Origin of the sequence: Solimonas variicoloris DSM 15731 (assembly GCF_000382285.1) — a bacterium.
GTDB classification, from domain to species: Bacteria; Pseudomonadota; Gammaproteobacteria; order Nevskiales; family Nevskiaceae; genus Solimonas; species Solimonas variicoloris.
On the sequence record NZ_KB907942.1, the window covers coordinates 58,508 to 71,273 of the forward strand.

A 12,766-nucleotide genomic window follows, 5' to 3' on the forward strand; every position below is an offset into this window, starting at 1 on the left:
ACCGCGCATTGACAAAACCTGTGCTGCAGTGCGGACGTCCGTTTCCGCCCGTCACGTCCATGGCCTCCCTCGCCCTTGCCTCCCGCCTGCGCATTCCGCTGTCGCGGGCCCTCGTCGCTGCGCTCGCGGTCGTCATCCTGTTCAATGGCAGCTACTGGGCGCAGGAAGGGCTGATGGTCGGCGACCTGCTGACGAGCCTGGGCCTGGTGCTGATCGGCATCGCCACCGTCGGCCGCCTGTGGTGCAACCTCTACATCGTCGGCTACAAGAACAACACGCTGCTGACCACCGGGCCGTACTCGATCTCGCGCAATCCGCTGTATTTCTTCAGCAGCCTCGGCGCCGTCGGCGTCGGTCTGACCAGCGAGAGCCTGCTCGTCACGGTGACGATCGCACTGCTGTTCGCGGCGACCTATCCGGGCGTGATCCTGGCCGAGGAGAAGCGCCTCGCCGGCCTGCACGGCCAGGCCTGGACGGATTACGTCGCCCACGTGCCGCGCTTCTGGCCGAAGTTCGGCCAGCTCAGCGAGCCGGACCGCTACACCGTGCATCCGCAGCAGTTCCGCCGCCACCTGTCCGATGCGCTGTGGTTCGCGTGGGCAGCGGCGATCGTGCAGCTGATCCAGACGCTGCACGACAGCGGCTGGCTGCCGGCCTACTGGCACGCCTTCTGAAAATTCCTCGGCGCGGTTCGCACGCGACCGCGTCCTTGCGCCCCGCCGATGCCGCGCGTGGCGCGGCGCACCACCTGCAGCGGGATCTGTGGACCGTGCGGGAAGTGCGCCACGGCGCCGGCGCACGGACCAGGGCCCTGCACGACCGCATCGGGTCGCTTCCGGACTGCTGACGGCGGCGCCGTCAGCTGCGGTACCAGCGCCGATTCAGCGCGTTGACGACCAGCATCGGATAGTCCGGTTTGCCGTAGCTGCCGTTGTAGCGGCCGAGCGCGCCGACCAGATTGCCGCGTTCCTTGTCGAGATAGAACTTGAGGATCGTGCAGCCCATGCGCAGATTGGTGCGCGCATGGAACAGATTGTCGTCCGGCTTGCCGATTTCCTTGAGCCAGAACGGCATGATCTGCATCAGGCCCTGGGCGCCGGCGCTCGACACGGCGTAGCGGTTGAAACCGCTCTCGACCTCGATCACCGCCAGCACCAGCTCCGGCGCCAGCTTGGCGCGGCGCGACTCGCTGTGCACGAGGCGCAGCAGCTCGAGGCGCTGCGCGGCGTCCGGCATGAAGCGCTGCAGGCGACCCGACATGTCGAGCAGCCAGACCTCGGCGTCGAAGCGATGCTCGAAGCTGTCGGCGGCGCCGATGTTCTTCGCCAGCAGCGCACGCAGCTCCGGCTCCGGCTCGCCGGTCGGGCCGGCATGCGCCGGCAGCGCCAGCGTCGCCGCCAGCACTGCCGCCGCCCGCGCCGCCGTGGCCGCGCTTCCCTTCACGCGCGCGGCTCAGGCCGACAGGCGCTCGAGCACGGCCGCGCTCGTCGCCGCGATCATCTCGGCCTTCTCGGCGCGGCGCTGCTTGTACTCGAACTGCGCGTTGGCCAGGCCCTTGTCGCCGATGACGATGCGGTGCGGAATGCCGATCAGCTCGGCGTCGGCGAACATCGAGCCCGGGCGGTTGCCGCGATCGTCGAGCGCGACGTCGATGCCGGCGGCGAGCAGATCCTTGTAGAGCGTCTCCGCCGCGTCCTTGACCGCCGCCGACTTGTCGCTGCCGATCGGGCAGATGATGACGCGGAACGGCGCGATCGCATCCGGCCAGATGATGCCGTTGGCGTCGTGGTTCTGTTCGATCACCGCGGCGACGAGGCGCGTCACGCCGATGCCGTAGCAGCCCATCTCCGGCGTCACCGCCTTGCCCTCGGCATCGAGCACGCTGACGTTCATCGCCTTCGTGTACTTGGTGCCGAGCTGGAAGATGTGGCCGCCCTCGATGCCGCGGTAGAACTTGATCGTGCCGACGCCGTCCGGGCTCGGATCGCCCTCGGCGATCATGCGCAGGTCGGCGGTCTCCGGCTCGGCGCAGTCTCGGCCCCAGTTCACGCCCGACAGGTGGTGATCGTTCTCGTTGGCACCGCAGACGAAGTCCGCGACTTCCGCGGCGGCGTAGTCGGCGACCACCGGAATCGGACAGTTCACCGGACCGAGATAGCCGACCTCGCAGCCGAACACCTTCAGCACATCTTCCGGCGCCGCCATCGTCAGCGGGCTCGCCACCTTCGGATGTTTGGCGGCCTTGATCTCGTTGAGCTGGTGATCGCCACGCAGCGCGATGCCGACCAGACCGCCGTCGGCGCCCTTGACCACCAGCAGCTTGACCTTGCCGGTCAGCGGCACGTTCATGAACTTCGAAACCTGCTCGCAGGTCTTCTGGCCCGGCGTCGCGACCTTCTCGACACTCTTCGTCGCCGCCGCGCGCGGCGTGCCGCTCGGCCGGGTTTCCGCCGCCTCGACGTTGGCCGCATAAGTGCCGCCCTGCGCGACCGCGAGCAGGTCCTCGCCCGAGCCGGCGAGGATGTGGAATTCCTCCGACAGCGCGCCGCCGATGTTGCCGGAGTCCGCCTTCACCGGACGGAACTCGGCACCGAGGCGCGTGAAGATGCGGACGTAGGCCTCGCGCATGTTCAGGTATTCGCGATGCAGGTCTTCCGCCGTCATGTGGAACGAATACGCGTCCTTCATCAGGAATTCGCGCGAACGCATCACGCCGAAGCGCGGCCGGCGCTCGTCACGGAACTTGGTCTGGATCTGATAGAAGTTGACCGGCAGCTGGCGATAGCTGCGGAAGTCCTGACGGAAGTGGTAACAGATCACTTCCTCGTGCGTGGGGCCGAGGCAGAAATCGTTCTGGTGGCGATCCTTGAAGCGCAGCATCTCGGCGCCCATCTGCTCCCAGCGCCCCGACTCCTGCCACAGCTCGGCCGGCTGCACCGACGGCATCAGCAGTTCGAGCGCACCGGCGCGATTCATCTCCTCGCGCACGATCGCCGCGATCCGGGTCAGCGTGCGCAGACCGATCGGCAGCCAGGTGTACAGGCCGCTGCCGAGCTGGCGGATATAGCCCGCGCGCAGCATCAGCTGATGGCTGATGACCTGCGCGTCGGCGGGCGTCTCTTTGGTCGTGGACAGCGGAAATTGCGAAAGGCGCATGGCGGAATCGTTCGTGTACGGAAGGCGCGGATTGTACCTGCGAGCGCGTCGCGCGGTGCCACGCCGCCGAACGTACGGCCGTGTCGGCACGACTGCCGCACGCTGCCGTCGACGTCGCCGATCACATCACCTTCGTGTCGCGACACGCGCTGCGCTGCGTACGAGGACTTTGCTTACGTCGCGACGATACGATAGCTTTCGCTCGCTGTGTGGTGTTGCGAACGCGCGGACTCGACGTTGTGCGGTATCGGCGGCGAAATCGGAGCGGTCGGCATGCACTCAAACAGGACGTTCTGAAGACCACAGTTGCACAACTCGAGGGAGTTCATCGATGGGTACCGAAAGCACGCCGGGACCGGCGAAAGCCGCTCCGACCATGGCCGAACCGGCGAAGCCGGCGAAGAAGGTCGTCAAGAAGGCGAAGAAGGCGATCAAGAAGGCTGTGAAGGCCGTGAAGAAGGCGGCGAAGAAGGCTGCGGCGAAGAAGCCGGCCGCCAAGAAGGTCGCCAAGAAGCCGGCCAAGAAGGTGGCGAAGAAGGCGACGAAGAAGGTCGCCAAGAAGGCTGCGGCGAAGAAGCCGGCCGCCAAGAAGGTTGCCAAGAAGGCCGCCAAGAAGGCCGTGAAGAAGGCGGCCAAGAAGGCGAAGAAGAAGTAAGCGCTACGGCGTCGCCGCGAGCGGCGGACCTTTCGGGTCCGCCGCTTTTTTTTGGTCCGCGGCACGGCACGCGCGCGCGTCGATCGCGCGCGGCGCCACGGCGCCATCGGCGACGCGCCAGGCCGAGCGGCAGGCGAGCCGCGCGGCGATCGTCGCCGGATCGCGTTGCTCCAGCGTCAGGGGCCACAGGCGCGCGACGCCGTCGCGGCCGCTGGTGAAGAACGCCGCGCCGTCCGGAGCGAAACGCGCACGCCGCCACGGAATGACGCCGTCGTGCGCCATGAAGGAGTCGAGCAGCTCGCCGTCGCCGGCGTCCCAGAGCTTGACCACGCCGTCCTGGCCGGCGCTCAGCAGCAGCGCGCCGGACGGATCGAAGCCCACCGAGTCGACCGACGCGGTATGGCCGGGCAGCGTGCGCAGGCGGTTGTCGGCGAGGCGCCACAGGCGCGCCGAGTTCGACCAGTCGCCGAGCGCCACCTGGGTGCCCTGCGCATTGAAGGTGCCGACGTTGAAGTAGGCCGAGGACGGATCGTCGATCCGCTGCAGGATCCGGCCGTCGGCGGCGTCGAGGATGAAGGCCCGCGCGCGCTGCGCCGTCGCCAGCAGCCGTTGGCCGTCGCCGCTGAATGCGAGCACGGTGACGTTGGCGTCGGCCTCGTTGTCGATCGGCAGCGTCACCGTCCAGCGCTCGGCGCCGCTGTGCACGTCGTAGAACCGCACGACGCCACGCTGGCCGAGCGCGAGCAGCGGCGCCACCGGCGAAAACGCCGACGCATGGACCTCGCCGGGACCGTAGCGCAGCAGCGCGGCGCCGCTCGTCGTATCCCAGAGTTGCAGGCCATCGCCTTCGATATCGGCGGCGAGATAGCGGCCGGAAAGATCGAACTGCAGTGCGGTCGGACGCCCGCCGACCTCGGCATAGCGATGGCGCACGCGCCCCGCCGGCAACTCGACGATCGCCACCGCGCGTCCGTACGAGCCGGTCGCGAGCAGCGACTGGTCGCGACTCAGCGCCGCAACACTGAGCACGCCCTCGTCCTGCGCATAGTCGCCGAGCCGGCGCAGCGGCTGACGCTGCCACAAGGTGCCGCCGCCGCGCGCCTCGCCGACGAACAGACGATCGCCGGCGGCGTTGAAGATCGCGGCCGGTGCGACATCCGGCGGCGCCGAGCCGAACTCGGCCGGCGCCAGATCCGGCAGCGCCCAGACCACCAGCGCGCCGTCGGCGCCGCCGCTGATCAGCCGTGGCGCATCGGCGGCGAAATGGAACGTGTTCGGCGCGCCGAGATGGCCGTCGAGGGTGTAGGCCTCCAGCCCGGCGCGGGCGTCGAGGATCGACAGCCGCCCTTCGAGGATCTGGCCGAACTGGCGCCCGTCCGGACGCAGCGCCACGACGTTGCCCTTGCCGCCGAAGAACTTGCTGGCGTAGAGCAAGGCGCCGTTGTGGCCGTTCCAGATGCCGGCGGCGCCGCGCGACAGACTCAGCAGCCGTGAACCGTCGCGGCTGAACATGAGATCGGTGACCGACTTGCGATGGCCGGAACTCATCAGCACGTTGCCGGACGAGCCCTCCCAGACGCGCACCGCGCCGGCGACCGTGCCGGCCGCGAGCAGGGCGCAGCCGGCCGTCGATGCGAGCATGGTCGGCCGCTCGCGCAGACCTTCGTAGCGGCGGCGCGGCGCGGCGTCGGTGAGGCCGCGCAGCTCGACGATGCCATCCTCGCGTGCGGCGAGCAGCAGGTTGGCGTCGCGGCAGAAACGCACGGCGCTGTAGCGGCCTGCGATGCGGCGCTCGGCGCCGCCCGGCGCGGCGAGCATGATCGCCCCGTCCGGCGCGATGAACGCGACGTGGGCGTCGTCGCTCGCCACCGGCGGCAGCACGATGCCGCCGTTTTCGCCGAGCGCGTACTGCGCGAGGGCGGCGCCGCTCGCCGCGTCGTAGAGGCGCAGACGATGCTGCGGCGCATCGCCGTGATGGCTGTCGATCCAGATCAGCCCGCCGCGTGCGCTGTAGGCCGACAGCCAGCTGCGCATCGCCCCAAGCGGTACTTCGTAGCGACGGGCGCCGCTGCGCACGTCGTAGCCGCGCAGCACGCGATCGAGGCCGACGGCGAAGGCGCGGCTGCCGTCCGGCGACAGGCCGACGTCGATCGGCGGCGACGGCGTGTCGATACGCAGCTGCTGCGCATCGACCACCTGCATCGCGCGGCCCAGCAGATAGCGCAGCGCCGGCGTATCGATGCCGAGCGCGTAGACCTCGTTGAGCAGCACCGCGGCGCGCGCCTCGTTGTGTGCGAGCAGTTCCTCGCGTCCGCTCTCGTAGAGGCGTGCGATGCGCGCGGTCCGCGCCTGCTCGTCGAGCGCGCGGCGCTTCTCGTTCTGCTGCCAGTGCCAACCGGCGGCGGCAGCGGCGAGCAGCGCGAGCACGGCGGCCGAGGCGGCGATGCGCTGCTGGACACGGCGGCGCTGTTCGCGGCGATGCAAATCGTCGTAGCCGATACCGAGCATGCCGGCGATCAGCTTCAGCACTGCGCCGTCGCGGCCGTCGGCCGCGGCGGCGACGTCGGCGGCGAGCGGCTCGGCCGGCTCGCCGGTCGGCCGGCCCTCGGCGTCGTAGCGCTGCAGCAGCGCCGGCACGAAGCAGGCGGCGCTGTCGTCGGTCTCGTCGACTTTCAGGCACAGGATGCGCTGTTCGCCGCCGAGCTTCTTGAAGGTCTCGACCTCCTGGTTGACCCAGCGCGAGGCGGCGGCATGCCGCGAGCAGATGACGATCAGATAGCGCGAGTCGCGCAACGCGCGATTGACGATGCCGCCGAGATCCGCCGAGCTCGGCAGCTCGTCGCGGTCACGGAAGATCGGATTGAGGCGGCGCGGGCGCACGCCATCGGCGCCGGCCGTGCCGACAAGGCGGCGCGGCACGCGGTAAGTCTCGAGCTTGCGATGCAGCCACCGCGCCCACTGCCGGTCGTGGTGGCTGTAGCTGATGAAAGCCCAGTAACGCGCCCCCTGCTGCACCCGCCCCCCGCCTGCCGAAGCTGCCAGAGCGCATCATAATGGCGCCACAGGGAACGGCGAAACGCCACATGGGGATTCACGAAACAGCCGGCACCACCGGCGTGCCGATACTGCCGCTGCGCGAATGGCTGGCGGCGCATCGCCGTGCCGGCAGCGGGGCGCGCTGCCTGAGCGTCGGCGGCTGCGGCCACCTGCTGCTGAGTCGCAGCGAGGCGCGACGCGCGCGCCTGCAGCTGACCCGCCGCGTGCTGCCGGCCCTGCTCGGCGACGGCGCGACGCGCCTGTCGCTGTTCGTCGGCATGGCGCCGGGCGCCGACATGCTGTTCCTCGACACCGCCGCCGAATGGCTGCGCGCGCGCAACGTGCCGTTCGAAATGACGGCGCTGCTGCCGGTGCCGATCCCGCATCTGGTGCACGACTGGGTGCTGCGCGCGCAGGACGAGCACCGCCAGATCTCGCGCGCCGGCCGGCGCCGCCTCGAAGCCGAGGCCGAGCAGCTGCTGCGCTGCTGCTCGGCGATCGTGCCGCTGTATCCGGACGACGTCGGGGCGGCGACCTTCAGCTCGCGCGCGTTCCGCCAGCACCAGTACCGGCGTCTCGCCGCGATCATCGCCCAGCACGCCGATCATCTCGTCGCGATCCTGCGCCCGTTCGCATCGGTCGAGCCCGGCGGCACGGCCGAGATCGTCGCCTGGCGCCGTACACCGGCGCGCATTCCGGCCGAACTGCGCCTGCACGCGGTGCATTGCACCGATCACGGCCAGCTGCATCTGGTCGACCCGGCGCGCGAGGACGCGCCGTCCGAAAGCCCGGCGCCGGTCGAGGACGACGAACTGTCGCGCGTGCTGCGCGCCGCCGAGTCGGCGCGCCGCGTCGGCAACGAGCTGTCGTGCAACGACATCGTCTATCGCGCGCTCAAGAGCGGACTGCGCTCGCGGCGGCTCGACTACCTGCGCATCCAGTCGCTGGCCAACACCGGCAACGTGCAGATGGCGCTCGACCACTACCGCAGCCTCGATCTCGGCGACGAGGAGATCGACGAGGACTGGCTGGCGCTGCATGGCCGCCTGGAGAAGGACCTCGCGCTCGGCGGCCACGATGCCCAGCAGTACGCGCGCGCCGCGCGCGCCTACCTCGTCGCGTTCCGTCGTCACGGCGGTTACTACAGCGCGATCAACGCCGCCTCGATGCTGATGCTCGCCGGCCGCCGCAGCGAAGCGCGGCGTCTGGCGCGGCAGGCGCTGCAACGGCTCGCCGCCGAACCGGCGGACGACGAGATTGCGCAGTTCTACCAGCTGGCGACGCGCGCCGAGGCGGCGCTGCTGCTCGACGAACCGCAAACGTGCCACGCGCATCTGGCCGCCGCCGACCGGCTGCTGTGCGACGACATCACCCGGCGCAGCCGCACGCGCCTGCAGCTGCGCACGCTGTGCCTGCGCCTGGGCCGCGACCCGGCGCTGATCGACGCGCTGCACCTGCCACCGGTCGTGCTGCTGCAACGCGCCGAAACGGCGGACACGAAAACAGCGACGCCGGACCTGCGGCTGCCGACGGCGCTGCGCGCCCTGACCCGCCAGCGCGCGCTGCTGCATCTGACGCTGTCCTCACCGCTCGAACTGGCGCTCGGCGAACAGCTCGCGACGCGCGGCGCACGGCTCTACCTGACGCTGCCGGCGACGCCGGCCGAGCTCGCGCGCTACTGGCGTCGCGCCGGCAGCGGCATCACCCATCGCCTGCAGCATCTGCTCGATGCCGCCGACGGCGTGGCGATGCTGCGCGGCTTTCTCGTCGGCGAACAGCGCTGGGCCGGCGCCGAGGCGGCCGCCGCGAGCCGCGGCCTCGCGCGCCTCGGCGCGACGCGGCTCGGCCTGCCGCTGCAGGTCGTCGACTACGCGGCGACGCCGCGCCTGCGCTGCCGCGGCGGCAGCGACGCCGGCCTCGCCAGGACACCAGCCGACGGCGGCTCGGCGCAGCGGCGCATGGTCGGCCTGATCTTCGCGGACTTCGCGAGCTTCCGCCGCCTGCGCGATCCGGTCTTTCCGCGCTACTACCGCGACATCATGCAGTCGCTGGCGCGCGTGCTGGACCGCCGCGGCAGCCAGGTGCTGGTCCGCCAGACCTGGGGCGACGCACTGCACGTCGTCACTGCCGATGCCGCGAGCGCCGCGCATATCGTCGCCGACATCCAGCAGTACATCGAGAAACGCCGCCTGCGCCACGACGGCGTGCTCGCCGATCTGGAGCTGCGCATCGCCGCGCACTACGCGCCCGCCTACGCCGGCTACGACCCGATCGAGCAGAAGGCGAGCTACTACGGCACGCAGCTGTCGTTCGCGGCACGCATCGAACCGGTCGTGCCGCCGGGCATGATCTACGTGACCGAAGCTTTCGCCGCCCGCCTGGCGCTGGAAGCGCCGGCCGGCTTCATGCTCGACTACGCCGGCGAGATCGATCTCGCCAAGCAGTTCGGCACCTATCGCCTGTACTCATTGCGCCGCGCTGCTTGAGCAGCCGCTTGCGCCTTGGGGGGAACGCAAATGCGGACGCGGGCATCCTCGCTGGCTTTACTTCTGTCGTCATTACTAGCGGCGTGCGCCAGCACGGGCGCCATAACGCCCGCAGGAAAAGACACCTTCATCGTCGCTGCGAAGGCGCGCGGCGGCATGTCATGGAGCGACATCAAAGCTCTCGCACTCCGCGACGCAAGCCGGTATTGCGAACAGCAGAAACTCCAGATGCTGCCGATCCGCATGCTGACCAGCGGCGTTCGCGGGTGGTCGCCACAAGAGGTCGACCTCACCTTCAAGTGTCTTTCCGACGATGATCAGGATTGGAAGAATCCGCCTCTGTTTGAAGAGCGTCGAGGCTAACGAGCGACGCGGCTGACGGCGTCCCATGCCGCACCTGCACGTCTCAGTCGCGAATCTTCAGCACCTGTTCCTGCGCGGCGCCGCCGATCAGACGCCAGGCGCGCATTTCCAGCACGCCCTTGGTGTTCAGCGAGACGACCAGGCTCAGCTCGCCGTCGCGCAGCTCGCTCGCCGTCGGCACCGCCGCCGCCTGCGGATGCGACCACAGCCGCGCCCACAGCGTCTCGTCGCCGGCGACCGCGTCGCGGCTCGGATGGAAGGCGCGCGGCTCGCCGCCGCGGGCACCGACCACGCCGCGGATCGCTTCGGGCGCCGCGATCTGCGCGGCATGCAGGATGCGGATCGCGAGCGGGCGCGGCATCACCAGGATTTCATTCATGCGGTTCTCCCCAGGGTCTTGGCGCCGCACACCGGGCATTCCGGATCGGCGCGCATCACGTGCGTGCGCCACTGCCAGTGGCGCGCATCCCAGCTCAGCAGGCGACCAGCGTCGTCGCGCAGGCCGAGCAGCCATTTCGTCGCCAGCAGCGCCTGCAGGCTGCCGACCGTGCCGACCACCGGACCGAGGATGCCGGCCTCCTCGCAGGTCTCGGCGGCCTCACCCTCGTCGGCGTACAGGCAGCGGTAGCACGGTCCGCCGTGGCGCAGGTCGAACAGCGCGAGCTGGCCCTCGAAACGGATCGCGGCGCCCGACACCAGCGGCTTCTTCGCGGCGACGCAGGCGGCGTTGATCGCGTAGCGCGCCGGGAAGTTGTCGGTGCAGTCGAGCACGATGTCGGCCTCGCGCACCGCCGCCAGCCCGGCCTCGCCGGCGCGGGTCTCGACCGCGACGCCCGGATTGAGGGCGCGGATCTGCGCGGCGGCGGCATCGAGCTTGGCGCGGCCGACGTCGGCCTGGCGGTACAGCAGCTGCCGCTGCAGATTGCTGAGCTCGACGCGATCGCCGTCGCGGTCGCAGAGCAGCAGGCGGCCGACGCCGGCACCGGCGAGATACGCGGCGGCGATCGAGCCGAGGCCGCCGAGGCCGATCACCAGGACCGTCGAATCGCGCAGCAGCTGCTGGCCGTTGACGCCGACCTCGCGCAGCACCACCTGGCGGCTGTAGCGGGCGAAATCGCTCATCGTCGGCATCCTCCGGTCACGCGCTCACGGCCTTCGAGGTCGCGGCGCGTCGCAATATCGCCGAAGCCGGCGGCGGCGAACAGGGCGCGCACCGTCTCACCCTGATCGCAGCCATGCTCGACGAGCAGCCAGCCGCCCGGGCGCAGGTGCGCGGCAGCGCCGGCGACGATCTCGCGCAACGCCTGCAGGCCGTCGGCGCCGTCACTGAGCGCCTGCAGCGGCTCGTGGCGCAGCGCGTCGAGATGAGGATCGTCGCGCGCGATGTACGGCGGATTGGAGACGATCAGGTCGAAGCGCTCGCCCGCCAGCGGCTGCCACCAGCGCCCCTCGCGCCAGTCGACCTTGCTCAGGCCGGCACGCTGCGCGTTGCGGCGCGCGACGCACAGCGCCGCCGCCGACACGTCGATCGCGACGATCCGCGCCTCGCCGCGCTCGGCGGCGAGCGCCAGCGCGATCGCGCCGCTGCCGGTGCCGAGGTCGGCGACCGCGAACGCGCCCCGCGCCGGAATGCGCTCCAGCGCCCACTCGACGAGCAGCTCGGTCTCCGGACGCGGCACCAGCACGTCCGGCGAAACCTCCAGCGTCAGACTCCAGAAACCCTGCGTGCCGCACAGATAGGCGACCGGCTCGCCACCGCGGCGGCGCTGCAGCAGCGCGTCGAAGCGCGCGGCGGCGGCGGCGTCCAGTTCGTCGTGCAGGCGCGCGAACAGTTGCGCACGCGACCAGCCGAGCACGTGGCCGAGCAGCAGCTCGGCGTCGAGGCGCGGGCTGTCGCTGCAGCCGGCGAGCGCGGCCTGCGCCTGGGTCAGGGCGGCGTCGAGCTTCACGTTTCGCCGAGTTCGGCGAGCGCCTCGGCCTGTGCCTCGGCGAGCAGGGGCTGGATCACCGGATCGAGGTCGCCGGCGATGACGCGCTCGAGCTGGTACAGCGTCAGGTTGATGCGGTGATCGGTGACGCGTCCCTGCGGGAAGTTGTAGGTGCGAATGCGCTCCGAGCGGTCGCCCGAACCGACCAGCTTCTTGCGTTCGGCGGCGCGGCTGCTGGCGTTCTTCTCGCGCTCGGCCTCGGACAGGCGCGCCTGCAGCAAGGCCAGCGCCTTGGCCCGGTTCTTGTGCTGCGAACGCTCTTCCTGGCACTCGACGACGACACCGGTCGGCACGTGCGTGACGCGAATCGCCGACTCGGTCTTGTTGACGTGCTGGCCGCCGGCGCCGCTCGAACGGAAGGTGTCGAACTTGAGGTCGGCGGGGTTGATCGTGATCTGCGATTCCTCGACTTCCGGCAGCACCGCGACGGTCGCCGCCGAGGTGTGGATGCGGCCCTGCGCCTCGGTTTCCGGCACGCGCTGCACGCGGTGCGCACCCGATTCGTACTTGAGCTGCGAGTACGCGCCGAAGCCGATGATGCGCGAGATGATCTCCTTGAAGCCGCCGTGCTCGCCGTCGCTGGTGCTGAGCACTTCGACCTGCCAGCCGCGGTTCTCGGCGTACTTCGAGTACATGCGGAACAGATCGCCGGCGAAGATCGCCGCCTCGTCGCCGCCGGTGCCGGCACGGATTTCGAGAAAGACGTTGTTATTGTCGAGCGGATCCTTCGGCACGAGGAAGGCATACAGCTCGCTCTCGAGCTGGGCGATGCGCTCGCGCACCTGCGGCCACTCGGCGCCGGCCATCTCGCGCAGCTCCGGATCGGGATCGGACTGCATCACCTCCAGATCGGCGAGCGCCTGCGTCGCATCGCGGTGCGCGGCGAAGCTCTCGGCGAGCGGCCCGAGCTGCGCGTATTCCTGCGACAGGCGGCGGAATTTCTCGTTGTCGCCGATCACGGCGGGATCGCCGAGTTCGCGGGCGACTTCTTCGCGGCGTTCGGCCATCTGTTCGAGCTTGGCCAGCAGGGACGGTTTCATCGGTGATGCTCGTTCAGTTCAGGAAGGCCGCTCGAAGCTGGC

At 70.3% G+C, this 12,766-nt stretch carries 11 protein-coding genes; 4 read left to right on the forward strand and 7 right to left on the reverse strand.

All coding sequences use genetic code 11. The features are described 5' to 3' along the window. Positions 1-59 precede the first annotated feature (59 nt). Positions 60-674, forward strand: a complete 615-nt coding sequence (locus H149_RS0116080) for a methyltransferase family protein (protein ID WP_020650797.1) — start codon at positions 60-62, stop codon at positions 672-674. Between the two features lie 184 nt (positions 675-858). Here the strand turns inward: H149_RS0116080 and H149_RS0116085 are convergent, their stop codons facing one another. Continuing rightward, positions 859-1,404: a lytic transglycosylase domain-containing protein gene (locus H149_RS0116085; RefSeq protein ID WP_020650798.1), complete on the reverse strand. Its 546-nt coding sequence runs from the start codon at positions 1,402-1,404 to the stop codon at positions 859-861. Positions 1,405-1,452: 48 nt separating this feature from the next. After that, a complete protein-coding gene (locus tag H149_RS0116090) occupies positions 1,453-3,156 on the reverse strand; it encodes a proline--tRNA ligase (RefSeq protein ID WP_020650799.1) in 1,704 nt (567 codons plus the stop codon). A gap of 331 nt (positions 3,157-3,487) precedes the next feature. Between H149_RS0116090 and H149_RS0116095 the strand changes: the two genes are divergently transcribed. Beyond that, positions 3,488-3,811 carry a hypothetical protein gene (locus H149_RS0116095; RefSeq protein WP_039749250.1) on the forward strand — a complete coding sequence of 108 codons (324 nt, stop codon included), beginning with the start codon at positions 3,488-3,490 and terminating at the stop codon, positions 3,809-3,811. Between the two features lie 3 nt (positions 3,812-3,814). On the opposite strand, the gene H149_RS22360 is transcribed toward H149_RS0116095, so the two are convergent. Next, complete coding sequence (locus H149_RS22360) at positions 3,815-6,826, reverse strand: toll/interleukin-1 receptor domain-containing protein (RefSeq protein ID WP_051101884.1); 3,012 nt, start codon at positions 6,824-6,826, stop codon at positions 3,815-3,817. A 68-nt stretch (positions 6,827-6,894) separates the two neighbouring features. On the opposite strand from H149_RS22360, the gene H149_RS0116110 reads away from it, so the two are divergent. Both H149_RS0116110 and H149_RS23370 read left to right on the forward strand, forming a co-directional pair. Further along, positions 6,895-9,333 (forward strand): tetratricopeptide repeat-containing protein, encoded by a 2,439-nt coding sequence (locus H149_RS0116110; protein WP_020650801.1) that lies wholly within the window; start codon positions 6,895-6,897, stop codon positions 9,331-9,333. A 30-nt stretch (positions 9,334-9,363) separates the two neighbouring features. Continuing rightward, a complete protein-coding gene (locus H149_RS23370) occupies positions 9,364-9,696 on the forward strand; it encodes a hypothetical protein (RefSeq protein ID WP_154654867.1) in 333 nt (110 codons plus the stop codon). A gap of 43 nt (positions 9,697-9,739) precedes the next feature. On the opposite strand, the gene H149_RS0116120 is transcribed toward H149_RS23370, so the two are convergent. From H149_RS0116120 to prfA, 4 genes are read right to left on the reverse strand one after another with little or no spacing between them, the layout of a single operon-like run. Beyond that, complete coding sequence (locus H149_RS0116120) at positions 9,740-10,075, reverse strand: hypothetical protein (RefSeq protein ID WP_020650803.1); 336 nt, start codon at positions 10,073-10,075, stop codon at positions 9,740-9,742. After that, positions 10,072-10,818 (reverse strand): HesA/MoeB/ThiF family protein, encoded by a 747-nt coding sequence (locus H149_RS0116125; RefSeq protein WP_020650804.1) that lies wholly within the window; start codon positions 10,816-10,818, stop codon positions 10,072-10,074. The genes H149_RS0116120 and H149_RS0116125 overlap by 4 nt, the downstream gene beginning before the upstream one ends. Further along, positions 10,815-11,645, reverse strand: a complete 831-nt coding sequence (prmC, locus tag H149_RS0116130; protein ID WP_020650805.1) for a peptide chain release factor N(5)-glutamine methyltransferase — start codon at positions 11,643-11,645, stop codon at positions 10,815-10,817. Before prmC ends, H149_RS0116125 begins: the two co-directional genes overlap by 4 nt. Continuing rightward, positions 11,642-12,724, reverse strand: a complete 1,083-nt coding sequence (prfA, locus tag H149_RS0116135; RefSeq protein ID WP_020650806.1) for a peptide chain release factor 1 — start codon at positions 12,722-12,724, stop codon at positions 11,642-11,644. The genes prmC and prfA overlap by 4 nt, the downstream gene beginning before the upstream one ends. Positions 12,725-12,766: the final 42 nt, after the last annotated feature.

What these genes read in the sequence shown, in the direction of transcription:
- H149_RS0116120 (WP_020650803.1), bottom strand. Translation starts at nt 10,075, where the DNA reads ATGAATGAAATCCTGGTGATGCCGCGCCCGCTCGCGATCCGCATCCTG.
- H149_RS0116090 (WP_020650799.1), bottom strand. Translation starts at nt 3,156, where the DNA reads ATGCGCCTTTCGCAATTTCCGCTGTCCACGACCAAAGAGACGCCCGCC.
- H149_RS0116095 (WP_039749250.1), top strand. Translation starts at nt 3,488, where the DNA reads ATGGGTACCGAAAGCACGCCGGGACCGGCGAAAGCCGCTCCGACCATG.
- H149_RS0116080 (WP_020650797.1), top strand. Translation starts at nt 60, where the DNA reads ATGGCCTCCCTCGCCCTTGCCTCCCGCCTGCGCATTCCGCTGTCGCGG.
- prfA (WP_020650806.1), bottom strand. Translation starts at nt 12,724, where the DNA reads ATGAAACCGTCCCTGCTGGCCAAGCTCGAACAGATGGCCGAACGCCGC.
- H149_RS0116110 (WP_020650801.1), top strand. Translation starts at nt 6,895, where the DNA reads ATGGGGATTCACGAAACAGCCGGCACCACCGGCGTGCCGATACTGCCG.
- H149_RS23370 (WP_154654867.1), top strand. Translation starts at nt 9,364, where the DNA reads ATGCGGACGCGGGCATCCTCGCTGGCTTTACTTCTGTCGTCATTACTA.
- H149_RS0116125 (WP_020650804.1), bottom strand. Translation starts at nt 10,818, where the DNA reads ATGAGCGATTTCGCCCGCTACAGCCGCCAGGTGGTGCTGCGCGAGGTC.